This window comes from Amycolatopsis sp. DG1A-15b (assembly GCF_030285645.1).
GTDB lineage: Bacteria > Actinomycetota > Actinomycetes > Mycobacteriales > Pseudonocardiaceae > Amycolatopsis.
In genome coordinates, this window is the sequence record NZ_CP127296.1 from 6,315,980 (window position 1) to 6,339,727 (window position 23,748).

At 70.5% G+C, this 23,748-nt stretch carries 16 protein-coding genes; 9 read left to right on the plus strand and 7 right to left on the minus strand.

From position 1 onward, the window contains the following. Nucleotides 1-22 precede the first annotated feature (22 nt). Entirely contained in the window at nt 23-829 is an 807-nt protein-coding gene (locus tag QRY02_RS28985; protein ID WP_285986001.1) for an SAM-dependent methyltransferase, read from the plus strand. Here QRY02_RS28985 and QRY02_RS28990 read toward each other — a convergent pair. Then, nucleotides 826-2,238 carry an MFS transporter gene (locus QRY02_RS28990; protein ID WP_285986002.1) on the minus strand — a complete coding sequence of 471 codons (1,413 nt, stop codon included), beginning with the start codon at nt 2,236-2,238 and terminating at the stop codon, nt 826-828. The two genes, QRY02_RS28985 and QRY02_RS28990, sit on opposite strands and share 4 nt — an antisense overlap. Nucleotides 2,239-2,324: 86 nt before the next feature. Next, nucleotides 2,325-2,783, minus strand: a complete 459-nt coding sequence (locus QRY02_RS28995; RefSeq protein WP_285986003.1) for a DUF3761 domain-containing protein — start codon at nt 2,781-2,783, stop codon at nt 2,325-2,327. Nucleotides 2,784-2,963: 180 nt separating this feature from the next. Here QRY02_RS28995 and QRY02_RS29000 point away from each other — a divergent pair, with 180 nt between their 5' ends. From QRY02_RS29000 to QRY02_RS29015, 4 genes are all read left to right on the plus strand, one after another. Further along, on the plus strand, nt 2,964-3,653 hold the full coding sequence (locus tag QRY02_RS29000) for an MBL fold metallo-hydrolase (protein ID WP_285986004.1): 690 nt from the start codon (nt 2,964-2,966) through the stop codon (nt 3,651-3,653). Between the two features lie 165 nt (nt 3,654-3,818). Next, complete coding sequence (locus QRY02_RS29005; RefSeq protein ID WP_285986005.1) at nt 3,819-4,886, plus strand: sensor histidine kinase; 1,068 nt, start codon at nt 3,819-3,821, stop codon at nt 4,884-4,886. Between the two features lie 7 nt (nt 4,887-4,893). Continuing rightward, nucleotides 4,894-5,559, plus strand: coding sequence for a response regulator (locus tag QRY02_RS29010; RefSeq protein WP_285986006.1), 666 nt, complete (start codon nt 4,894-4,896; stop codon nt 5,557-5,559). Nucleotides 5,560-5,673: 114 nt separating this feature from the next. Then, on the plus strand, nt 5,674-7,725 hold the full coding sequence (locus QRY02_RS29015) for an MMPL family transporter (RefSeq protein ID WP_285986007.1): 2,052 nt from the start codon (nt 5,674-5,676) through the stop codon (nt 7,723-7,725). On the opposite strand, the gene QRY02_RS29020 is transcribed toward QRY02_RS29015, so the two are convergent. Together QRY02_RS29020 and QRY02_RS29025 are read right to left on the minus strand one after the other, a co-directional pair. Next, complete coding sequence (locus tag QRY02_RS29020; RefSeq protein ID WP_285986008.1) at nt 7,722-10,055, minus strand: GH92 family glycosyl hydrolase; 2,334 nt, start codon at nt 10,053-10,055, stop codon at nt 7,722-7,724. The genes QRY02_RS29015 and QRY02_RS29020 overlap by 4 nt on opposite strands. Nucleotides 10,056-10,136: 81 nt before the next feature. Then, a complete protein-coding gene (locus QRY02_RS29025) occupies nt 10,137-12,971 on the minus strand; it encodes a type 1 periplasmic-binding domain-containing protein (RefSeq protein ID WP_285986009.1) in 2,835 nt (944 codons plus the stop codon). A gap of 173 nt (nt 12,972-13,144) precedes the next feature. Between QRY02_RS29025 and QRY02_RS29030 the strand changes: the two genes are divergently transcribed. Beyond that, entirely contained in the window at nt 13,145-13,348 is a 204-nt protein-coding gene (locus tag QRY02_RS29030) for a hypothetical protein (RefSeq protein ID WP_285986010.1), read from the plus strand. Between the two features lie 135 nt (nt 13,349-13,483). Here the strand turns inward: QRY02_RS29030 and QRY02_RS29035 are convergent, their stop codons facing one another. Together QRY02_RS29035 and QRY02_RS29040 are read right to left on the minus strand one after the other, a co-directional pair. Next, nucleotides 13,484-15,655 (minus strand): 3-hydroxyacyl-CoA dehydrogenase NAD-binding domain-containing protein, encoded by a 2,172-nt coding sequence (locus tag QRY02_RS29035; protein ID WP_285986011.1) that lies wholly within the window; start codon nt 15,653-15,655, stop codon nt 13,484-13,486. Between the two features lie 8 nt (nt 15,656-15,663). Continuing rightward, nucleotides 15,664-16,875 (minus strand): acetyl-CoA C-acetyltransferase, encoded by a 1,212-nt coding sequence (locus QRY02_RS29040; RefSeq protein ID WP_285986012.1) that lies wholly within the window; start codon nt 16,873-16,875, stop codon nt 15,664-15,666. Between the two features lie 160 nt (nt 16,876-17,035). Here QRY02_RS29040 and QRY02_RS29045 point away from each other — a divergent pair, with 160 nt between their 5' ends. Continuing rightward, nucleotides 17,036-18,214 (plus strand): TetR/AcrR family transcriptional regulator, encoded by a 1,179-nt coding sequence (locus tag QRY02_RS29045; protein ID WP_285986013.1) that lies wholly within the window; start codon nt 17,036-17,038, stop codon nt 18,212-18,214. Between the two features lie 56 nt (nt 18,215-18,270). On the opposite strand, the gene fxsT is transcribed toward QRY02_RS29045, so the two are convergent. Beyond that, nucleotides 18,271-20,976 carry an FxSxx-COOH system tetratricopeptide repeat protein gene (gene fxsT, locus QRY02_RS29050; RefSeq protein WP_285986014.1) on the minus strand — a complete coding sequence of 902 codons (2,706 nt, stop codon included), beginning with the start codon at nt 20,974-20,976 and terminating at the stop codon, nt 18,271-18,273. 741 nt (nt 20,977-21,717) lie between these two features. On the opposite strand from fxsT, the gene QRY02_RS29055 reads away from it, so the two are divergent. Continuing rightward, nucleotides 21,718-21,909, plus strand: a complete 192-nt coding sequence (locus QRY02_RS29055) for an FxSxx-COOH-like cyclophane-containing RiPP peptide (RefSeq protein WP_285986015.1) — start codon at nt 21,718-21,720, stop codon at nt 21,907-21,909. A gap of 21 nt (nt 21,910-21,930) precedes the next feature. After that, nucleotides 21,931-23,748, plus strand: a complete 1,818-nt coding sequence (locus tag QRY02_RS29060; RefSeq protein ID WP_285986016.1) for an HEXXH motif domain-containing protein — start codon at nt 21,931-21,933, stop codon at nt 23,746-23,748.

The window sequence follows — 23,748 nt, forward strand, 5'->3', positions numbered from 1 at the left end:
CACCTGACTCCGGGAGCGGCGGATGAGCGAAGACGAGTACGCGCGGCGGGGCATCGACCTCGACAAGCCCAACGCCGCGCGCGTGTACGACTACATCCTCGGCGGGCAGCTCAACTACGCCGTCGACCGGATGTTCGCCGAGCAGGTGCTGGCCGCGCAGCCGAACGCGCGTGAGCGGGCGCGGCTCAACCGGCAGTGGCTGCGCCGGGCCATCCGGTTCGGGATGGACCAGGGCATCCGGCAGTTCCTCGACATCGGCTCCGGCATGCCGACCGTGGGGCACGTGCACGAGGTGGCCCAGGCCGTCGACCCGACCGCCCGCGTCGTCTACGTCGACAACGAGCCGGTCGCCGTGGCGCACAGCGAGATCGTGCTGGAGGACAACGAGAACGCGGCGATGGTGCACGCCGACGCCGAGTTCCCCGACGACGTCCTCGAACACGACATCACCGAGATGATGCTGGACCTGGACCAGCCGGTGATGGTCGTGATGGCGCTGTTCGTGCACTTCATCCCGGACGAGCGCGACCCGGCCCGGCTGATCGCCGCCTACCGCGACGCGCTCGCGCCCGGCAGCTACCTCGCCCTGTCGTCCGCCACCTACGAGCAGCAGAGCGACGGAACGGCCCGCGCCGTCGCGATGTACCAGAAGAGCGCCAACCCGGTGACGCCGCGCTCGGCCGACGAACTCCGGGCCCTGGTCGACGGCTTCGAGATCGTCGACCCGGGCATCGTGTTCATCCCCGAGTGGCGGCCGGACGACCCCGCGGAAATGCCGCCCGACCCCACGGAGTGCGGCGGCCTGGCGCTGGTGGCGCGCAAGAACTAGGCGGCGACCAGCGCCGGCGCGGTCCGCCGCTTCGGGACCAGCGCCGCCAGCAGCGCGCCCGCGAGTGCGGCGCCCGCCGCCACCGCGAACGTCGCGCGGAAGCCGGCCAGCGACGGCACCGGGAGTCCGCCCACACTGATCGCCAGCTGGGCCAGCATCGCCGCCATCACCGCGCTGGAGATCGCCGTGCCGACCGAGCGCATCAGGGAGTTCAGGCCGTTCGCCGACGCCGTTTCGGTGACCGGTACCGAACCCATGATCAGCGCGGGCATCGCCGCGTAGGCGATGCCGACGCCGGCACCGATGATCACCGACGCGGTGATCAGCTCGAACGCGTTGTCCATCAGCACGATCGCGAACGCGTACCCGGCGGCGATCACCAGCGCGCCGCTCATCAGCGTCGGGCGCGGGCCGAACCGGGTGATGAGCCGCGCCGAAACCGGCGAAAGCAGCATCATCACCAGGCCGTTCGGGGCCAGGGTGAGACCGGACTCGACCATCGTCTGGCCCAGCCCGTAGCCGGTCGACGCCGGTGCCTGCAGCAGCTGCGGGAACGACAACGCCATGGCGTACAACGCGAAGCCGACCATGATCGACGCGAAGTTCGTGAACAGCACCGGGCGGCGGGCGGACACCCGCAGGTCGACCAGCGGATCGCGGCGGCGCAGCTGGTAGGCGCCCCACACGAGCAGGATGACGACGGCGGCCGCGGCCAGCCCGAGCGTCGGTGCGCTGGCCCAGCCCCACGTGCCGCCCTTGACCACCGGCAGCAGCAGGCAGAGCAGCCCGGCGGCCAGGCCGAACGCGCCGAAGTAGTCGAACGGCGCGGGCGTGCGCACCGACGACTCGGGCACCACGGTGAGGATCAGCAGCGCGCACGCCAGCCCGAGCCCGGCGGCGGTCCAGAAGAGCGCGTGCCAGTCGGCGTTCTCGGCGACCACGGCCGCCACCGGCAGGCCGATGGCCCCGCCGACCCCGAGCGTCGCGCTCATCAGCGAGATCGCCCCGCCGACGCGTTCGGGCGGCAGTTCGTCGCGCATGATGCTGATGCCGAGCGGGATCACGCCCATCGCGCAGCCCTGCAGCCCGCGGCCGAGGATCTGGAACGCGAGCGCGCTCGTCGTCGCGGAGACGACCGAGCCGGCGATGAGCAGCCCGAGGCTGACGAGGATCATCCGCCGCTTGCCGTAGAGGTCGCCGAGCCGCCCGCTGACCGGGGTGATGACGGACGCGGCCAGCAGCGTCACGGTGACCACCCAGGACGCGTCGGCCGCCGGCACGTGCAGCAGCCGCGGGAAGACCGGGATCAGCGGCACGACCAGCGTCTGCATGAACGACGCGACGAGCCCGCACGAGGCGAGCACCACGACGATCGCGCGGCCGGACGGCGCGGAACGGGACACCACCACACCCCCAGTGGGTATTTAGTACGCATCATGCAACTTCGTGCACTGTACCTACGCACTGGGGGATTCCGGCCCGGGTGGTGCGCTCGTCACAACCAGGTGCGGACGCCTCCGTGGCCGGAGCAGGTGCCCGAGCGGTGCTGGCTGTAGCTGTAGGTGCCGTCCTTGCACAGGGCCGTCGCGCCGGCGGGGTTGTCGCTGGGCCGGTGAATGCAGTTGCCGTCCGAGTTGCGGTAGTAGTCCGTCCCGCATTCGGCCGGCTTCGGCGCGGCCTGCGTGGTCGTCTTCGGCGCCGGGGGTTTCGGCGCCGTCGTCTTCGGGGCGGTCGTCTTCACCGCGGCCTGGGCCGTGGTGACCACCGGCGCTTCGGACGTCGCCGGCGCCGAAGCGGACGTTTCGACCGGAGCCGGCGTGGAATAGGTGGGCGTCGAATACGTCGACGACGTGGCCGGGAGAACACCGAGGTTTCCCTGCTGCTTCGGCGGCACCGAGCCGACTCCGCACCCGGTGACCAGGACACCTGCGAGCAGTACCGCACCGAGCTTCATCCGCACAATGACTCCTTGGCATGGCAAACCAATGTGGCGGATGTCGCGCGAATTCGGCCGGCCGTTACACCGGAAATGATTTCGGGAACCACTCGGTTGCGGTCCGGCAACGGGCGTAACGATTTCGCTGTCGGCGGATCAGGCAGCGAACTCCCACCGCGCCTCCCTACCCTCGCGACCATGGAGCTCGTCGAGATCACCCCGCGCCTGCACCTGGTCCGGTACGCGTTCGGCCAGGCCTACCTCTGGCAGGACGACGACGGCCTGACGATGGTCGACGCCGGGATCGCCGGGTCAGCGGCCGACACCGCCGCCGCGATCCGAGCCGCTGGGCGAGCCCCGGAAGAGCTGCGCCGGATCGTCCTCACCCACGCCCACGCCGACCACGCCGGCGCCGCCGCCGAGCTGCGCGCGTGGGGCGGGGTCGACGTCCTCGCGCACCGGGCCGACGCTCCGGTGATCCGCGGCGACCGGCCCGCCGCGGAGCCCGTGCTGCTCGACTGGGAACGGCCGTTGTTCGAGCGGAACAGCCCCCAGGCCGGCGGGCTCACCGGCCCGCCGTGCGCCGTCGACCGCGAACTGCGGGACGGCGACGAGATCGCGTTCGGCGGTGGCGCGCGAGTGCTCGCCGTGCCCGGGCACACCGACGGCAGCATCGCCCTCCACCTCCCCCACCACGGCGTGCTGTTCACCGGCGACTCGGTCGCCCAGCTGGACGGCAAGGCCATCCCCGGCGTCTTCAACACCGATCGGGACAAGCTCCGGGAGTCCTTCGGCCGGCTCGCCGCGCTCGACGTCGAGATCGCGTGCTTCGGCCACACCGACCCCTTCACCCACGACGCCGGGAAGAAGCTGCGCGAAGCGGCCTAGATGTGCCGCAGCCGAAGCCGGCCGGCGCCGGCTTGTTGGCGGCCTCACGACCGATGAAGTGCCACTCCTGCTCGCTGCTGCCGCTCTTGGGCTGGAAGACGGCGATCTCCAGGTCGTCGAGCGCACGACCGTCGATGGCCAGGCGGCCGAGCCTAGACTCGACGTATGTCCTGGCTACGGCGGTACGCAGCCGAGCTCGCGGTGGCCGTCGCGGTGCTCGTCGGCTCGCTCTTCGCCGTGCTCAACGACGGTGCCAAGCCCGCCCACCACGCCGCGATCGGGTGGGTGCTCACGGTCCTCTGCTGCGCCGCCCTCTTCTTCCGGCGCCGGTACCCGCTGGGCGTCGCCGGGTTCGCGCTCGTCTGCTGCGCGCTCTACTACCCCCTCACCGATCCCGACGGGCTCGTCCTGCTCGCCTTCGCCTACGCGCTCTACAACGCCGCCGCGGCCGGGCGGATTCGCGGGGCCGCCCTGCTCGTCGTCGCCGCGATGGCCGGTGTCACGGCCGGCGAGCTCGGCTCGCGGACCGGGCGGCACGTCGACAACTTCGCGTTCTTCCTGATGACCGGCTGGTTCGTCGCCCTGGTCGCCGGGGGTGCCGTCGCGCACTACCGCGCCGAAGCCGAGCGGACCAAGGAGGCCGAGGCCCGGGCGCGCGCGACCGATGAACGCCTGCGCATCGCCCGCGAGCTGCACGACGTCCTCGGCCACCACCTCGCGCTGATCAACGTCCAGGCCGGCGCCGCGCTGCACCGCCGTGACCCCGGGCAGGCCGAAGAAGCGCTCGGCGCGATCAAGGACGCCAGCAAGACCGCACTCCAGGAGTTGCGCGCGACGCTCGGCATGCTCCGCCAGACCGGCGGGCCGAGCCTCCAGCGGGTGGCGGAGCTGGCCGAATCCGTCGGCGCGTCGGGGCTGACCGTGCGCACCGAGATCGACGGCGTCGCCCGGGAGCTGCCGCCGGACGTCGAGCACGCGGCGTTCCGGGTGGTCCAGGAGGCGCTGACGAACGTCGCCAAGCACGCCGGGGCGAAGACCGTCGTCGTCCGGCTCGGCTACGGCGCCGACGAACTGACCGTGGCCGTCGACGACGACGGACGCGGCGGTGCGGCCCCGGCGGGCAACGGCATCCGCGGGATGGCCGAACGCGCGCGGGCACTCGGCGGCGAACTGACCGCGGCGCCGCGCGAAGACGGCGGCTACCGGGTGCGGGCCCGGCTGCCGGTGCGATGATGGGCCGATGATCCGGGTCCTGCTCGTCGACGACCAGCGGCTCGTCCGCGCCGGCTTCCGGTCCATTTTGGACGGGGAGGACGACATCACGGTCGTGGCCGAGGCCGCGGACGGGCGCGAGGCGCTGCAGGCCGCGCACGACCACCACCCCGACGTCGTGCTGATGGACATCCGGATGCCGGTGCTCGACGGCCTCGCCGCCACCCGGCACCTCCTCGAAGACCCGGGCGTGCACACCAAGGTCGTCATCCTCACGACGTTCGACCTGGACGAAGACGTCTACGGCGCGCTGCGGGCGGGCGCGAGCGGGTTCCTGGTCAAGGACACCGAACCCGAGGAGCTGATCCACGCCGTGCGCGTGGTCGCCCGCGGCGACGCGCTGCTGGCGCCGTCGATCACCCGGCGGCTGATCGCGGAGTTCGCCGCGCGCGGCACCCGCCCGGCGCCGTCCCCGGCGCTCGACCGGCTCACCGACCGCGAACGCGAGGTGCTGTCCCTGGTGGCGGCCGGGCTGTCGAACGACGAGATCGCGCGGGAGCTCACCCTCAGCCCGGCGACGGCGAAGACGCACGTCAGCCGCATCATGACCAAGACCGGCACGCACGACCGCGCGCAGCTGGTCGTCCTCGCCTACGAGTCCGGCGCGGTGACGCCGCGGTGGCTGGCTCCCTGACCCGTACTCCCCCGGGAGTACGGGAACGGCCTTAGGGGACACCGCCGGGAGGACGTGAAGTGTCCTCCGCTGCGCGACGCGCGGTAGGGCCCCACTCGCGAATCCTTGTCCACCATGGACACCATCACTCGTACCACGGGCGGCGGCCTGGCGCGGCTGGCCGGCTGGGCGCAGCGCCACCGGTGGCTCGCCGTCGCGCTCTGGGCGCTGGTCCTCATCGGCGTCACGTTCACCTCCCGGCTCGCCGGCAGCGCGTTCCACGACGACAACTCGTTGCCCGGTACCGAATCCCAGCAGGTCGTGGACCTGCTCGACAACACGGCCCAGTCCGGCGCGAGCGCGCAGATCGTGCTGAAGGCCGACGGCGGGCTCGCCGCGAACCGCGCGCCGATCGGCACCATGCTGGGCGAAGTCCGGTCCCTGCCCCACGTGCGGTCGGTGAGCGACCCGCTCGAGACGCTCTCCGCCGACGGCCGGATCGGCTACGCCACCGTCACCTTCGACGCGGCCTCGACCGACCTCCCCTACGACGACATCGTGAAGTTCGCCGACACCGCGAAGCGGGCCGGGCCCGTGGAGGTCGCGCTCGCCGGGGACCCGATCGCGCGGATCTCCGAGAGCGGCGGACCCGCGGAGGGCGTCGGCCTGCTCGCCGCGCTGGTCATCCTCGTCTTCCTGTTCCGCTCGCTGCTCGCGGCCGGGCTGCCGGTGATCACCGCGGTGTTCGCCGTGGGCAGCACGCTGGGCGTGATCACGGTCGTCTCGCACTTCGTCGACATCGCGAGCTACACCTCGCCGCTGATGATGCTGGTCGGGTTCGGTGTCGGCGTCGACTACGCGCTGCTGATCTTTTCCCGCTACCGCACCGAAATCCTCGCCGGTCACGACCGCGAATCGGCCGCCCGGCGGGCGCTCGACACCGCCGGCCGCTCGGTGCTGTTCGCCGGGACGACCGTGATCATCGCGCTGCTCGGCCTCCTCGCGCTCGGGCTCGGCGGGCTGCGCGGGGTCGCGCTGGCCGTCGCGCTCACCGTCCTGATGACGATGCTCGCGTCCGTCACACTCCTGCCCGCGCTGCTGTCGCTGTTCGGCAAGCGGCTCGAACGCGGCATCCGCCGGCACGCCGCCCGGCGGGAGCACGGCAAGGCGTGGCGACGGCTCGCCGACGGCGTCCAGCGACGTCCGCTGGCTCCGCTCGCCATCGGCTTGATCGTCCTCATCGGACTGTCCATTCCGGCCGCGGGGATGCGGCTCGGGTTCGCCGACGCGAGCACCGACCCGGCCGGCTCCACCACGCGGAAGGCCTACGACCTGCTGGCCGAGGGCTTCGGCCCGGGCTTCACCGGCCCGCTCGCGATCGTCACCGAGGACGGCGACATCGTGACGCTGCAACGGAAACTCGCGGAGACCCCCGGCATCGCGCGGGTCCTGCCGCCGATGGGCAAGACCGTCCTGGCCTTCCCCACGACGTCACCGCAGGACGAAGCCACCGCCGAGCTGGTGACGCGGCTGCGGAGCGACGTCCTGCCGACGCTGCCGGGCCACTACCTCGTCGGCGGCTCGGTCGCGGCCGCGACGGACTTCGCCGGGGCCGTCGCGGATCGGCTGCCGTTGTTCGTGCTGGTCGTCGTCGGGCTGTCGGCGTTGCTGCTCATGGTGGTGTTCCGGTCGATCCTGATCCCGCTCAAGGCGGCGTTGCTGAACCTGCTGAGCATCGGCGCCTCCCTCGGCGTCATGACGCTGGTGTTCGGCGACGGCTGGTTCGGCGCGCAGCCGGGCCCGATCGAGGCGTTCGTGCCGGTGATGATCTTCGCGATCGTGTTCGGGCTGTCGATGGACTACGAGGTGTTCCTCGTGTCGCGCATGCACGAGGAGTGGCGCCGCACCGGCGACGCGCGGCTCGCGGTGCGCGAAGGCCTCGCGTCGACCGGCGCGGTGATCACCGCGGCGGGCGCGATCATGGTGCTGGTGTTCGGCGCGTTCCTGCTGGACCCGTCCCGGATGCTGGCGCAGTTCGGCCTCGGCCTGGCGGTCGCGGTCCTGCTGGACGCGCTGGTGATCCGCTGCCTGATCGTCCCGGCGGTCATGCGGCTGCTCGGGGCCAGGGCCTGGTGGCTGCCGCGGTGGCTGGACCGCCGCCTGCCGCACGTCGCGCTGGAGCCCTAACTCCCCCAGGTCGCCGGCGTCTCGGACAGGCGGAAGTCCAGGCGCCCCCCGCGCAGGAAGGACGCGTCGACCTTCCAGTCGCGCTGCGGCCTGCCGTCCCGGCGGACGTCCTGGACGTACTTGCCGCTGCCCGACGTCGTGATCCGGATCGGCGCACCACCCGCCGGCCGGATCACGGCGCCCGGGAACAGCGGGCTCGACAGCAGCAGCTCGCCCGAGCCGGGCGTGCGCGGGTAGACGCCGAGCGCGGCGAAGACGTACCACGCGGACATCGTGCCGAGGTCGTCGTTGCCGGGCAGCCCGGACGGCCCGGTGCCGTACACGGAGTTCACCAGCTGCCGGACGGTCTCCTGCGTCTTCCACGGCCGGCCGAGCTCGTTGTACAGCCAGGGCGCGTGGATGTCGGGCTCGTTCGTCGGGTCGTACTTGAGCGGGCCGCCGCCCTTGAGCTGCCAGTTTCCTGCTCCGTCGTGGAAGAACCCGTCGAGCCGGGTGACCGCGGTGGCCTTGCCGCCCATCGCGTCGGCGAGGCCGGAGACGTCCTGCGGGACCATCCAGGTGTAGGCCGCCGCACTGCCCTGCGCGAAGCCGCGGTCGCTCGCCGGGTCGAACGGCGTCACCCAGCTGCCGTCGACGTTGCGGGCCTGCATGTAGCCGGTGTCGGGGTTGTAGACATTGCGCCAGTACGCGCCGCGTGCGCGCAGCTCCGCGGCTTCGCGAGTGCGGCCCAGCATGTCTGCGAAACGTCCGATTGCGGAGTCGGCGACGGAGTCTTCCAGCGTCTCCGCGGCGCCGCCCCAGCAGTGGCAGACGTCGTTGGGCGCGTAGTGCGACGTCAGGTACTGCGCGAGGTTGGGCCGCTGGCCGACGCACTGTCCGGGGCAGCCGCCGTCCTGCAGGCCTTCGGGCCGCGGGACGGTCGCCTGCCGGTAGAGCGAGTCGAACGCGCCGCGGTAGTCGAAGTTGCGGACGCCCATCGCGTAGAAGGTCGCGATCGTCGCCGCCGACGGGTCTCCGGTCATCACGTGCGTCGCGCCGTTGACGTGCACCCAGCGGTCCCAGACGCCGTCGTTCTGCTTCGCGTAGTTGTACAGCGATTGCGCGAAGTTCCCCGCGACGCGCGGCTCGGTCAGGGCCAGAAGCTGCACCTGCGCGCGGTACTGGTCCCAGCCGGAGAAGTTGGAGTACTGCGCGTCCTGCCCGCGTTCGACGCGGTGCGGCTTCCGGTCCATGCCGAGGTACTGGCCGTCGACGTCGCTGACGAGGTTGGGCTGCTGCAGGCTGTGGTAGAGCGCGGTGGTGAAGGTGATCCGCTGGCCGGCGGTGCCGCCGCTGACCTGTACCCGGTCGAGCTCGGTGTTCCAGGCCTTCTTCGTCCCGGCGGCCACGCTGTCCACAGTGGACCTCTTCGGCTGTTCGGCCTGGAGGTTGCGTTCCGCGCCTTCGAGCGAGACGTAGGAGATGGCGATCCGCACGGTGACCTTGCTGCCGGGCGCGAAGGTGACGTAGCCGCCGGAACCGCGTCCGGCGCGGTCCTTGCCGGTGGCGTAGCCCTCGCCGCCGGTCTGGTCGGTGCCGCCGGGCTGGAGCGTTGCGTCCTTCCACGTCCCGGTGCCGGTGACGGGCTGGTCGAACCGCGCGGTGAAGTACAGGCGGTAGTAGGACTTGCGGTTGTTGACACCGCCGTTCGCGCGGCGGCCGCAGAAGGCGCCGGTGAGCACGGACCCGGTCACGCGCCGGTTCGCCGCGTCGATGTGCGTCTCGGCGTCCTCGCTGCCGTTGAGGGAGTTCGACGTCCGGAAGAGCAGCCCGGCCGGCTTGCCCTGCGGGTAGGAGAGCGTGCCGATCGCGGTCCGTTCGGTGGCGGCGACATCGGTCGTGACGCCGTTCTGCAGACCGAGCCGGTAGCGGCCGGGCGTCGCGGCTTCGTCGGCGTGGCTGAAGTTGCTCGCGTAGACGGCATCGGCGGTGTCTGCGCTCGGCGACGAGGTGACGTCGCCGGCGAACGGCAGGATCGGCACGTCCCCGGCGGCGCCGGGGTTGCAGCCGGCGCCATTGACGTGGGTGAGGCTGAAGCCGCGGAGCCGGGTGGTGTCGTACTGGTAGCCGTTGGCGGCGCCGGTCGACGTCTGGTCGCCGCGGGTGCTGGTGGGACTCCAGGCGAGCATCCCGAAAGGCGCGGTCGCGCCGGGGTAGGTGTTGCCGTCCCCGGCGGAGCCGATGAGCGGATCGACGAAGTCGGCCGGACTCAGGCCGGCGGCCGCCGACATCGTTGTCAACGTCGAGGCGAGCAGGGCGGCGGCGAGCGCCACCGTGAGGGAACGGCGCATGCGCGGAGATTAACCGGCGTCCGGTGACTTCCGGGCGAACGCGAGTGGACGAACTCGCGGACAGGATCCGCCCGGCCGGGCTCAGCGGTCCGTCGGGCACCACGGGTCCGAGGTGCGGCCGACGGCCAGCCCGCAGAACGCCTGCGGGGTCCGGTTCACCTCGCCACCCTCGACGCGCAGGACGGCGACCGGCTTGTCCTCCGGCACGTGCCGGCTGATGTCCCCGCCGTAGTCGATGGTCCCGGTGACGCCCTCGATGTACTTGTTCGTCTGTTGCGCGTCCGGGCGCGACGTGTGGATGGCGGTGATCTCGCGCCAGACCGCGCCCGGCGTCACCGGGATGTTCGCCGACGTCTCGCGCAGGTACGCGGTGGCCGTGATCATCACCAGCGCGGCATCGTAGGACAGCCCGGCGTGGCCGTCGAAGGACCGGCCGCGCTCGGTCTGCTCGAACGGGAACAACGTCTTGTTCAGCGTGGTGTAGAAGTCCCGCGCCAGGCCCTGCGGCTCGGTCGCCGGCTCGTTCGCGAACGACAGGTAGTAGTACGGCAGCGCCCGGTTCTGCTCCCGCGCGACCTGGTCGGCGACGTAGCGGCTGACGTCGTCGTCGCCGATCACCGTCGCCTTGCTGCCGCACTGCGCGGCGCCGCCGGCGAAGTCGCCGAAGTCCGGGACCCCGCGGCCGGCGAAGAAGGCGAAGCCGTCGTACGAGCAGGTGTCGCGGCCCGCCGACGCGGCGTTGCCCACCAGCCGGTCGCCGTAGCGTTCGTGCGAATGCGGCGCTGTCTGCCCACCGTCCGGTGCGAACGCCCGGGCTTCGACCGAGAAGCCCCGGTCCTTGAACGACTTCACCACGTCGTCGCGCAGGTTGGTGCTGTAGCTGTCGGAGTCGTCGTCGGAGTAGTAGACGCGCAGCGTGCGCGGGCCCGGCCGCTGGAGCGCGAACGCCGCGGCGACGGCCGCCTCGCGCCGGTTCTGCGGCGCCACCTGGAAGTAGATGGGGTTCTGGTCGGCGAGGTCGTCGGCGGACAGCGTGGAGGCGACCACCGGGATACCGGCGTTGCCCAGCGCGCGGATGGTCTCCTTCGTCGGCTCGCTGCTCATGTCCAGCCCGACCACACCGACGACACTCTTGTCCTGCTCCGCCAGCTGTTTCAGCTGGCCGGCGACGCGCACGCCCTCGCGCATCCCGCGGCCGCCGTTCGCGATCAGCATCCGCACGATCGGCTCGGACGTCGCGGTCGCGTTGAGCTGCCGCAGCTGCGCGACGGCGAACCCCTCCAGCGACTCCCGCTCGGCGGTCAGCCCCTCGGCGGTGTCGTTGGACGAGGTCAGCGCCTCGAAGTCGACGAGCGTGATGTACGGCCGTTCGCCGTGCTCTTCGTGCAGCTTTTCGGCGCGCCGGTTCTGGTCGGCGATCACCTGCTCGACCTGGCGGATGGTGTCGTCGGCCGGGTCGAACAGCGTGAACGAGCCGTCGGAGATCCCGACGCACTCGCTGCCGGTCCAGGTGAGCAACTCGCTGGAGGTGCCGCAGTGGCTCGCGCGGAAGTCCTCGTGCCGCACGAGGACCACGCTCGCGACCAGGCCGAGGACCACCAGGGGCACGCCCATCCGCACCCACCGCGTGGCCCACCACGGCGGGCTGGATTGGCGGCGGCGCAACACGTAGGTGTCGCCGAGGGACCGCAGCTCCTTGCGCGTCCCGCGCTGCTGCTCGGGGGAACCGGCGGGGGCGAGCCGGATCGGGAGGTACCACGCGGCGGCGTCGCGGGCGCGGCGGTCCTTGAGCAGCTCGTGCTGCCAGGCGCGGTAGGCGCCGCCGGCTTCGGTCGCGGTGTGGTTGGGTCGTTCTTCGCTCGGCGTCGCGTCCGGCGGCGGCGCGTTGCTGGTGCTGACCACGAGCAACGGGTCGAACAGACCGGTCTGGTTGCGCACGTCGTTGATCAGCTTCAGCAGCCGGTAACCGCCGTTGACGGTGCTCACGTGGTCCAGCAGGAGCACGGGGTAGGTCATCCGGCGGCGGCGCCAGAACCCGGCCGGGCGCAGCCGGTACCCGCGGCGGAGGTCTTCCAGGAACGCGTTCACCAGCAGCCGCCCGACGAACTCCGGCGACTCCCGCTGCCATTCGCCGTCGGTCAGGCGCAGCGCGAACCGCACGAAGCTGCCCGACATCTCCGGCGCGAGGTGCGGCTGGCGCAGGAACCAGCGGTACCGGCCGGACAGCCCCGGCACGCGCCCGGTGACGGCGAGCCGGAACGTGGCCATGGTCAGCAACCGCAGCAGCAGCAATGGGATCCGCCACGCGACGTTCTGCGGCACCAGCTCCTGCCCGACATTTTCGATCGCCGAGCGGAACCGCACCATCAGGCCGTTTTCCTGCAGCCGCCGCAGCAAGGTCCGCTCCGGCGCGGAGTCGTGCCCGGACAGCTGCTCCCCCATCAGCTGCACGGCGAGGGTGAACAGCCCGAAGCGCAGGCCGGTGCCGCGCGAGCGCGGGCTGCGGAGCAGTTCGGTGCGCGCCTTCCAGAGGATGTCCCGGACGGCCTCGACGCTGGCGACGGTCGCGGCCCCTTCGTCGTCGGTCGCTTCGCGTTCGCCGAGCGGGAGGTAGGCGTAACGCACACTGCCGCTGGGCCGGGCGCTGCGAAGCCGCGAACTGAACTCCTCGAGAACGCCCTCGCAGGAGTCCGAACGCACGAGGCAGACCATCGGCAGCCCCCGACGCCCGGCGCGTTCCTGCCGATCCTGGTACCCGGGTTCCCACTCGACGTTCGCCTGGTGCAGCGACCGAGGCAGATCCCCCATCCGCGGCCGCTGGTAGAGCGCGCCGATGAGCTTCACCAGCTTCTCGCTCCCGGGAAAGGCGAGCGGATCCCGTTGGCGCTCCTGGGTGGCGGAAGTGGTCTGTGCCATGACCCATGGTCACACGGAGGTAAGGGGAGGGGTCCCGCATTTTTGCCGTCCCACCGGGAATCACGCGGATTTGTGCACGGCTGGGCCGAACGAGTGGCCGTGGACGTGGTCCTCGCACTCGACGCAGGCTGGGGCACTGGGCATTTCTCGTCGGCAGGAAAGCCGGTGAACCCTTGCGCATCGCGCTGGTCGACGGACGTGGGTCACACGGTCGGCCCAGCGCGCAGCACAAACAGCTGATGGCCTCGGCCGAGCGAGTCCAAGTCATCGCACTCGGCGATGGGCTCGGCAGCGCCGATCCGCTGCCGAGCCTGCTGATGTCCACGGCTTTCGTCGCGGAAGGCGGGATCGCGTTCGTCGGCACCGACCACGGGTGACGGCGCCCGGCGTACGCGGAGAAATGCCGCGGCCGTTCGAAGCGATCCCCGAACCGCACGAAGGACCCGCATGAAGCGCAAAGGCCACCTCGCGGGAGTGGATCCCCGCAAGGTGGCCTTGACCAGCGTCACTGCCTATTCGTAGATCTCGCCCTTGGCGGCCTTCTCCACGAGCGAAGCCGGCGGCTCGAAGTGGTCGCCGTACCGGGCGGCCAGCTCACGGGAACGGTCGACGAAGCCCTGCAGGCCACCCTCGTACTGGTTGATGTACTGGATGACGCCACCGGTCCACGCCGGGAAGCCGATGCCGAAGATCGAGCCGATGTTCGCGTCCGCCACCGACGTCAGCACGCCTTCGTCGAAGCACTTCACCGTCTCGAGCGCCTCGGCGAACAGCATGCGCTCCTTGAGGTCCTCGAACGGCACCTCGGCCGAGCCGGACTTGAACGCGTCGCGCAGGCCCGGCCACAGGCCGACGCGCTTCCCGTCTTCGGAGTACTCGTAGAAGCCCGCGCCCGTCGAACGGCCCTTGCGGTCGAACTCCTCGACCATCCGGTCGATCACGGCCTCGGACGCGTGCGCCTTCCACGTGCCGCCCGCGGCCTCGATCGCCTCGCGGGTCTCCTTGCGGATCTTGCGCGGCAGGGTCAGCGTCAGCTCGTCCATCAGCTGCAGCGGCGGCGCCGGGTAGCCGGCCTGCGAACCCGCCTGTTCGATCGACGCCGGCTCGACGCCCTCGCCCAGCGCGGCGACGGCCTCGTTGATGAACGTGCCGATCACACGCGAGGTGAAGAAGCCACGGCTGTCGTTGACGACGATCGGGGTCTTCTTGATCTGCAGCGTGTAGTCGAAGACCTTCGCCAGCGTCGCCGGCGACGTCTTCTCGCCGCAGATGATCTCGACCAGCGGCATCTTGTCCACCGGCGAGAAGAAGTGGATCCCGATGAAGTCCTCGGTCCGCTGCACGCCCTCGGCGAGGGTGGTGATCGGCAGCGTCGAGGTGTTCGAGCCCAGCACCGCGTCGGCGTTGACGATGCTCTCGATCTCGCCGAACACCTTGTGCTTCAGCTCGACGCTCTCGAAGACGGCCTCGATCACGAAGTCGACGCCCGCGAAGTCGGCCGGGTCGGCGGTCGGCTTGATCTTCGCCAGCAGCGCGTCCGACTTCTCCTGCGTGGTCTTGCCGCGCGAAAGGGCCTTCTGCTCGATCTTGGCCGCGTAGCCCTTGCCCTTTTCGGCCGCCTCGAGGGAGACGTCCTTGAGGACGACGTCGATGCCCGCCTTCGCCGACACGTACGCGATCGCCGCGCCCATCATCCCGGCGCCCAGCACGCCCACCTTGCGAGCCGTGTACTTCTCGAAACCGTCCGGCCGCGAACCGCCGGAATTGATGGTCTGCAGGTCGAAGAAGAACGCCTTCGTCATGTTCTTCGAGACCTGGCCGGTGGCGAGGTGGATGAAGTAGCGCGTCTCGATCTGGATCGCGGTGTCGAAGTCGACCTGCGCGCCCTCGATCGCGGCGGCCAGGATCGCCCGCGGCGCCGGCATGTTCGCGCCCTTGATCTGCTTGCGCAGGTTCGCCGGGAACGCCGGCAGGTTGGCCGCGAAGCTCGGGTTCGACGGGGTGCCGCCGGGGATCTTGTAGCCCTTGACGTCCCACGGCTGGACGCCGCCTTCGGGGTTCGCCTTGATCCACGCCTTCGCGGCGGGGACGAGCTCCTCGACCGAGCCGACGAGCTCGTGCACGAGGCCGAGTTCGAGCGCCTTGGCCGGGCGGTGCCGCTGACCCTGCAGCAGGACGTTCAGCAGCGCGCTCTGGATACCCAGCAACCGGACCGTGCGGACCACGCCACCGCCGCCGGGCAGCAGGCCCAGCGTCACCTCGGGCAGGCCGATCTGGCTGCCCTTGACGTCGGCGGCGATGCGGTGGTGCGTCGCCAGCGCGATCTCCAGGCCACCGCCGAGCGCGGCGCCGTTGATCGCCGCGACGACCGGCTTGCCGAGCTGCTCGATGCGGCGCATCTGCCCCTTCATCAGGGCGCTGCCCTCGGTCAGCTCGGTCGCGTGCTCGGGCTTCGCCTGGATGAGGTCGTTCAGGTCGCCACCGGCGAAGAAGGTCTTCTTCGCGGACGTGATGACGACGCCGGTGATGGAGTCCTTCTCGGCCTCCAGGCGGTCCACGGTCACGCCGAGCGACTCGCGGAAGTCAGCGTTCATCGTGTTCGCCGACTGGTTCGGGTCGTCGAGGGTCAGCGTGACGATGCCGTCCTCGTCCTGCTCCCAGCGGATGGTCTTGCTCTCAGCCATTAGTGTCCTCACACCCGCTCGATGATGGTGGCGACGCCCATGCCGCCGCCGATGCACAGGGTCACCAGGGCGCGGCGCGCCTGGCGGCGTTCGAGCTCGTCGACCACGGTGCCGACCAGCATCGCGCCGGTGGCGCCGAGCGGGTGGCCCATGGCGATCGCGCCGCCGTTGACGTTGACCTTCTCCTCGTCGAGGTGCAGGTCCTTGATCCACTTGAGCACGACGGACGCGAACGCCTCGTTGAGCTCCCACAGGTCGATGTCCTCGGGCTTGAGGCCCGCGGTCTTCAGTACTTTTTCCGTGGCCGGGGTCGGACCGGTGAGCATGATCGTCGGCTCGGAGCCGATCGACGCGGTCGCCACGATCCGGGCACGCGGCGTCAGCCCGAAGGTCTTCCCGATCTGCTCGGAGCCGACGAGCACCAGCGCGGCGCCGTCGACGATGCCGGAGGAGTTGCCGCCGGTGTGGACGTGGTTGATCTTTTCGACCGAGTGGTACTTCTGCAGCGCGACGGCGTCGAAGCCACCCAGCTCGCCGATGCCGGCGAAGGCGGGCTTGAGCTTGCCGAGGCCCTCGACGGTGGAGCCGGGACGGCGGTGCTCGTCGTGGTCCAGCACGGTCACGCCGTTGATGTCCTTGACCGGGACGACGGACTTGGCGAAGTAGCCGCCGGACCAGGCCGCTTCGGCGCGGTCCTGCGAGCGGACGGCCCAGCGGTCGACGTCCTCGCGGGAGAAGCCCTCGATGGTCGCGATCAGGTCGGCGCCGGTGCCCTGCGGGACGATGTAGTTGTCGTACGCGGTGGCCGGGTCCATGAACAGCGCGCCGCCGTCGGAGCCCATCGGGACGCGCGACATCGACTCGACGCCGCCGGCGATGACCAGGTTGTCCCAGCCGGAGCGGACCTTCTGCGCGGCGGTGTTCGTGGCCTCCAGGCCGGAGGCGCAGAAGCGGTTGAGCTGCACGCCGGCGACGGTCTCGGGCAGGCCGGCGTTCAGCGCGGCGGTGCGCGCGATGACCGCGCCCTGCTCGCCGACCGGCGAGACGACGCCCAGTACGACGTCGTCGATCACGGCGGGGTCGAGGTTCGGGTGGCGGACCTTCAGTTCGTTGATCAGGCCGACCACCAGGTCGACCGGCTTGGTGCCGTGCAGGGCACCGCCCTTGTTCTTGCCGCGAGGCGTGCGGATCGCCTCGTAGATGTAGGCCTCGCTACTCACTGAACATCTCCTCGCGAGCGTGTCGGAACGTCGTCGTGCCTAGCCGTGTCGCAGCCGACTATACCGGCCAGTAGGGCTAATGCCCATTAACATATCGCCGGATAACCCCATGGTGTCAATGGGTTGCAGGTGTGCCATCAGCCGCTATCGTTCACTCACCATGACCGACGTCGAACGCAGCTCGCGCCCCCGCGACCGCAAGGCCCAGCTGGCCACGGTGGCGGCAGAGCTGTTCCGCGCCCGCGGCTTCCCGGGAGTGTCGATCAAGGACATCGCGGACGCGGCGGGGGTAACCGGCCCGGCACTGTACCGGCACTTCGCGGACAAGCAGGCGATCCTCGCGTACGTGGTCCTGAGCGGCTTCGACGATCTGGAGGAGGCGACGGCGGAGGCGCTGTCGGACTCGGTTCCCCCGGCTGACCAGCTGGAGTTCCTCCTGGGCCTGCTCGCCACGCAGGCGGTCGAGCGCCGCGAGATCGCGGCGTTGTGGCGCTGGGAGGGCAGGCATCTGCCGAAGGAGGACCAGCGCGAGATCGCCCGCCGCTCGGCACTGGCGCTGGCGGCGTGGTCGAAGGCGCTGCAGGCCCGGCGCCCGGAACTGGCCGCCGAGGACGCCGAGCTCCTCTGCTGGGCAGCCCTGTCGGTGTTCGGCAGCGTGTCGGTGCACCACGCGTCGGTCGCCCGCCGCCGCTTCGCCGCACTCCTGGTCGAACTGGCCTTGAATGTGCTGAACACCACACTGCCCACACCGTCTTCCGCACCCCCTGCCGTGGCGACGAGCCTGGGCACGCCATCCCGCCGCGAGCAGGTCCTGGCGGCGGCAACAACCCTGTTCGCCCAGCGCGGCTTCCACGACGTGAGCATGGAGGACATCGGAGCGGCGGCGGGCATAGCCGGGCCCAGCGTCTACCGCCACTTCCCGAGCAAGGCGGCCTTGATGGTGGCGATCGGCCACCGGGCGGCGGACAGACTGGCACTGGCGGCAGAGCGGGCACTCCAGGCACCGGACGAACGCTCGGCCCTACGGCGCTTGGCGGCGTCGTACGTCGACACGATCCTGCACACGCCGGAGCTGCTGGTGTCGTTTTCGGCGGACCGCGTGACGATGCCGGACCGGGACAAGGCGGACCTGCTGCGAGTGCAGCGGGACTACGTGGGCCAGTGGGTGACGTTGCTGTCAACGGTGCGACCGGAGTTGCCGGCACGGGAAGCGAAGATCACGGTCCACGCGGCGTTGACCATTGCGAACGACCTGGCCCGCACGCGCCGGGCCGCGTCGCGGCCGAACTTCGAGGCGGAGCTGACGACGTTGCTCCGGACCGTCCTCGGCATCGTCTGATCGGCGGGAACTCTCGCCCAGCGTGGAGGACCGCACGCCGGGCGAGAGAACCAGGTCTACAGCGGCATCGGATCGATGTCGCAGTCCGCGCGCAGACCCTCCAACGCCGCCACGACACTCGGATGCTCCGGCCCGAACGTCAGCCGATACCGCGTGACGACATCCCCCAGCAACTCCTCCGCCCGCGCGGCCTCGTGACCGGCCCGCAGGTCCAGAGCCAGGTTGAGCTGCGCCGCCAGGGTCGTCGGGTGGTCCTCGCCCAGAACGCGCTGGGCGCGGTCGAGCAGCCGGGTGTCCATCGCCATCGCGTCCCCGGCCCGGTCGAGCGCGACCAGGTCGCTCGCCAGGTTGATCTCGCAGGCGATCGCGTGCGGGTGGTCTTCGCCGAGAACGCGGTGCAACACCTCCAGCGCTCGTTCGTCGAGCCGGCGAGCACCCACCGGATCACCGCCAAGCCGCAAGGTCACCGCCAGATTCAGCGCTGCCGCCTGGGTGTGCGGGTGGCTCTCGCCGAGGTTCTCCTGGTAAGAGTTGAACACCCGTTCGCCGAGCTCACGAGCTCCGGCGATTTCCCTGGCGTACCGGAGGTCGATGGAATGCCCCAGCGCGCACGCCATCGTGTTCGGGTGTCGGTCTCCGTAACGGACTTTGAACTTGTCGAGCGCGTCGCTCGATAACTCGAGCGCCAGGTCATGAGCGCCGCTCTTGCGGCACGCCACGGACTGGTAGTAGCGGCGGCGAAGTGCACCCGCACTGTCGCGGCCGTACCGCTGTTCTGCACTTTCGGCGATTTGTTCCAGCTCAGTCCTGGCCCACCTGTAGTGCCCGAGTTCGCGGCGCGCGAGGACGAGCAGCACGAGCGTGCTGGTCGAGTCGTGGTGTTCGGCACCGAAAATCCGGACACAACGGTGGTAGGTCTCCTCAGCCAGGTCACGTACCGCCGAGCACTCGCCGGTCAGCAACAGAGCCACGATGAACTCGTGCGCGGCACGCAGCGTGATCGGGTCGTCTTCGCCGAACAGGCCTCGTGCGCGGATGTAGGTGTCGTCGTTTTGCCTCCGCGCCTCAGCGAAGTCACCGCGCGCCTTCAGGATCAGCGCATACGTGAGCTGAGCGTTCAGCGTCTCTTCGTGTTCGGCACCGAGCGTTTCGGTGTAGCGCGCCAGCGTCTGCTTGGCGACTTGGGCGGCCTGCTCGTAGCGCCCGACCACCCAGGAGAAGAACGCAAGACGCTCGGCGGCAGCGAGCTCCTGCACCAGCAGAACGTCGTCGGGTTCCTCGCCTCGGGCCTGCCGCTCTTCACGGCCTGCTGCCCACGCGGTGACCGCTCGCTCGGCGAGCGCAAGCGCGCCCTGGTGATCTCCCTTGTGGTACAGGAACTTGAAGAGGTTGACGACGAGCTGGCGCACCCACGGGGCGGAGCACGCCGTCAGCTCGGCGTCGTCGATGTGCGGCAGGATTTTCTCGTACCACGACCTGGCCTCCGGGGATGCCGGGTCGTTCGGGTCCAGCGTCGCCAGCAGCTCGTGTGCACCGTGGCGCATCTCCGCCTGCACCTGGTCGCTCATCCTGTTCCGCAGCACCACCTGCACCAGCCGGTGCACCACGATCGTGTCATCACGGTGGTCGATCTTCGCCAGCCCGAAGCGGGTGATCGCGCGGATGGCCCGGCCCAGCTTCATCGGATCGCGCAACACCGCGTCGATCTCGGGCGCGATGGAAACACCCCGGACGCCGGTGAACAAACTCCGCGAGATCGGCTCGGGTGCGAAGAAAGCGCAGATCTGCAGAAGCTGGTGAGCGGCCGGGTGCAGGGACCTCAGCTCGTCGAACGAGACGTTCCAGGCGGCAGCGACGGACACCTCGTAACCGGCGGGGGCGGACGTGTCGAAGATTTCGCTGGCCTTCTCGCCGCAAAGCTGCAGGTACTCACGGACCGGCATGCCGGTTTCGGCCAGCCAGACCGCCGCTTGCTCGATGGCCAGCGGAAGGTCACCGAGCTCCTCGGCGATCCGCCCCGCCTCTTCGTCGGCGAGCTCGGGCCGGTTCCGGTTCAGCAGGCCCTTGCTTTCGGCCCGCTGGAACGGGGTGACCTCGAGCGGCCGCGCGATGCCGGTCCAGCTCGGGTTGCGAGACGTCACGAGGATGCTTCCCGGGCCGCCCACCGGGAAGAACGAACGCACCATTTCAGGGTCTTCGGCCGAGTCGAAGACGAGCAGCCAGCGCCGGTACGGCCGGCCCAGCCGCAGTGCTTCCTGAACCGCCGACACCGCGGTGATGGCCTCGTCCGCATCCGCCACCTTGAGCTGCTGGGCCAGTTCGGTGAAGGACTTCCGGATCTGCGTGGGCCGGGTGGCCTGGATCCACCAGACGACCTCGTAGTCCTGCAGGTGCCGGTAGATGTATTCGGTGGCCATCTGCGTTTTGCCGATACCGCCCATTCCGTGCAGGGCAGCGGGCAGAACCGCCGTCGTGCCCGCACTCATCCGTTCGCCCAATAGGCGGAGCAGCTCACCCCGGCCGGTGAAATTCAGGTTTCGCGGCGGGACGGCTCCCCAGATGGACGGCACCTCAGCACCAGGAGGACGTTCGTCACGGTCGTTCATGCGGCCGATCTCCTTGAATTTCGTCGTTGGCACATCCGAGTTCGCCGCGTTCACCGGTGCGGAAACACCGACGGTCTCGGGATAGGGATGGTCGACGGGTGTGTGTTCGCGCCCGGAACCCACGGGGTCGGGATCCGGGGACATCGTGTCACTCACCGCCGGATGCTAGCCGGTGATCCACCGGGCCGACCAGGGTCTTACAGTTCTTTACCCCCAATGGATCCACTTGCGACATTCGACACCGGCGACTTCCGGTAGCGGTGCAGCCCTTGCCGGAGACAGTCAACTCTTCGGATTCCCCCACCACACCACCAGGTTCACGGTGAGTCGTCGTCCGCCGACGGCGCGGCTGCGCGCGTCCGGTTCGGACTTCGTTGTCCACGCGGGAAAGCGTCCGCCCCGCCCGGGGGAGCGTACACCTCACGGACAGTTCCCCAAGGAGTCGCGGACGCCGATGGAGGCCGGCCAACGGTGCCCTCACTGCACGGTGACCCGCCGAGCACCGTTGTACTGAGCCGAAATGCACCCGTTCCAGCGAACGAATGACTGCGGGATCGCTGTCGCAGAGCGGATTCGGTGCCACGGGCCGTTCCCTCCTGTCACCGGCGCACCAGGGGTCCTCAAGAGCATCTCGACCGCACCGACGCCGGATCGGGAATTGTTCGCCGACTGCCGGTGCGTTTTCGTCACCGTTTTGCAGCGAGCGTCAAGCACCGCTCCGTTCCGTGACATCGGACTCGACGCTGCGGAGTCGCCGAGTCCGGCGAACGCATAAAATCCGCCAGTCAGCCGGAGTACGCTGTCCTTCGTGGCCCACCCTGAATGGGTGACCTGGGGGCCGTGCTAGCTTACGCGCGCCTCCAAGCGGATTCTCGATGAGGGAGAGGGGAAATCGCGATGCGATCGCCGGGCGGCAAGAGGCGACCGGAGATCGAATCCGACCTTCTTGACCTCAGCGCCACGCCGCTGTCCGAGCTGCGGAAACTCGACTCCGCGCTCCTGCGCCGTTCCATGCGCCGCGTTGTCGAGCGGACGGCGCACATCCCCATCACGGCCAGCGGCAGTCAGGGCGCGAAACGGGTCGAGTAACGGCGTCCGGAAGGGTTGACCGTGTCCCAAGCCATTCCCGAATCGCTCCACGGCCTGTCGTGGGCGGAGTTCGATCAGCTGGCCCGCTCCGAAGGCGGCCCCGGGCCGGTCCGGTCGCTGCGAGCTGCGGAAAGCAGCCGTCGGCAGCACCTGCTGCTGGCCATCGTCGAACAAACGGTGGACGACCCGGCGCGGCACGGTCCGCTGGGTTCCCCCGAAACGGCGTGGAAGCTACTGGTCCAGGCTCAGGAAACCGACCCGCGGGCCTTCGACGCCGTGCTGACGCACCCTTACACCGGCAGCTGGGCCGGCCACACCACCCGGCTGCTCGAACACGGCGTGCCCCCGGGCCGTCAGCCTCTCTGGGTCCACATCGGACACCTGCACGCCCTGGCCGCCGCGGCCGCGCTGCGCGCCGGGATCGAGGAGTTCCGGGTCCGGGTGCCGGTGTGGCGCGGGAACATCGCCCTGCCGACGCTCGGTATCGCCCACCTCGACGGCGTCCCCGACGGGGCCACCGCGCAGATCATCCGCGCAGATGGCCGAACCGTGGTCCAGGCCGGCCCCCGGACCGTCGTGGTCCCGGCCGACCCGGCGGCCGACGCGACCGGCTGGCGGGGAGTGCGCACCGCCGAACTGGTCGCCGGCGGACGGCGGCTCGCGGTCCGCATCGACGATGTCGATCCTTATCGCGGCCTCTTCGGCCCCCGCCCTCCCGAGCCCCTGGATGAAGGCGACTGGAGCCACTGGCAGGACATGCTCGCCCGCGCGTGGGAGCTGCTTGTCCGGCTGGTGCCGGAATACGCCGACGCCCTGCCCGCCGGCCTCGACACGATCGTGCCGGACCCGCCGTACCCTTTCCGCCTGCCGAGCGCTTCCTCCGGGGAAGCCTTCGGCAGCGCGATCATCGCCCGCCCGGAGGACCCGGCCACGCTGGCCGCGGCGCTGGTCCACGAGTTCCAGCACATCCGGCTCGGCGGTCTCTTGCAGCTGACGGCCCTGCACACGAACGACCGGACCGAACGCCTCTACGCACCATGGCGCGACGATCCCCGGCCTCTCGGAGGGGTTATCCACGGGATCTACGCGTTCTTCGCGGTCACCGAGTTCTACCGCGCACTCAGCCGTGACCAGCCGGAGGACGTGCTTGCCGCCTTCGAATTCGCACACTGGCGCCACCAGGTCGGGAACACGCTCGACCGGATTCGCGGGGACGCCGCGCTGACCGAGGCGGGGCGGCGGTTCCTCGCCCGCATCGCCGACCGGCTCGCACCCTGGCAGCACGACGAGGTACCCGAGATCGCCGCGCGCTGGGCGAGTCTGCTGGCCGCCGACCACCACGCGGGTTGGCGGATCCGCCACCACCGCCCGGACGCCGATGCGGTGGATCGGATCGTCGGAGCCTGGTCGTGCGGCGCACCTGCCCCCGGTGCCGACTCCGCGACGACGATCCTGGACACCCAGCCGGACGGCGAATGGACCGAAGCGCGGGCGGACCTGCTGCGGGTCCGGCTCGGCGCGGACGGCGAGACCCGCGCCCGGCAGGCATGGCGTGCGGTTCCCGGCGCATCGGAAGCGGACTTCGCGCTGGTGGACGGCCGCGCGGAGGACGCACTGGACGGCTACCGGGCTGAACTCGTCAAGGACCCCGACGGGCCGAACGCCTTGATCGGACTCGGGCTCGCGCTGCAGGTGACCGGCGACGTGGCCACGGCGGAGCTCCTGCTCTCTCGGCCCGAGCTGGTCCGGGCGGTGCACCGCGGACTTCTCGAGTCGCGGACGGGCGCCCCGCCGACTCCCGAAGAGGTCGCCCGCTGGCTGGCCGGGGCCGGGTGCTGA

Bases quoted from the DNA above. Each gene is read 5' to 3' on its own strand.
- QRY02_RS28985 (WP_285986001.1), top strand. From the start codon at position 23: ATGAGCGAAGACGAGTACGCGCGGCGGGGCATCGACCTCGACAAGCCC.
- QRY02_RS28995 (WP_285986003.1), bottom strand. From the start codon at position 2,783: ATGAAGCTCGGTGCGGTACTGCTCGCAGGTGTCCTGGTCACCGGGTGC.
- QRY02_RS29000 (WP_285986004.1), top strand. From the start codon at position 2,964: ATGGAGCTCGTCGAGATCACCCCGCGCCTGCACCTGGTCCGGTACGCG.
- QRY02_RS29005 (WP_285986005.1), top strand. From the start codon at position 3,819: ATGTCCTGGCTACGGCGGTACGCAGCCGAGCTCGCGGTGGCCGTCGCG.
- QRY02_RS29010 (WP_285986006.1), top strand. From the start codon at position 4,894: ATGATCCGGGTCCTGCTCGTCGACGACCAGCGGCTCGTCCGCGCCGGC.
- QRY02_RS29015 (WP_285986007.1), top strand. From the start codon at position 5,674: ATGGACACCATCACTCGTACCACGGGCGGCGGCCTGGCGCGGCTGGCC.
- QRY02_RS29020 (WP_285986008.1), bottom strand. From the start codon at position 10,055: ATGCGCCGTTCCCTCACGGTGGCGCTCGCCGCCGCCCTGCTCGCCTCG.
- QRY02_RS29025 (WP_285986009.1), bottom strand. From the start codon at position 12,971: ATGGCACAGACCACTTCCGCCACCCAGGAGCGCCAACGGGATCCGCTC.
- QRY02_RS29035 (WP_285986011.1), bottom strand. From the start codon at position 15,655: ATGGCTGAGAGCAAGACCATCCGCTGGGAGCAGGACGAGGACGGCATC.
- QRY02_RS29045 (WP_285986013.1), top strand. From the start codon at position 17,036: ATGACCGACGTCGAACGCAGCTCGCGCCCCCGCGACCGCAAGGCCCAG.
- QRY02_RS29055 (WP_285986015.1), top strand. From the start codon at position 21,718: ATGCGATCGCCGGGCGGCAAGAGGCGACCGGAGATCGAATCCGACCTT.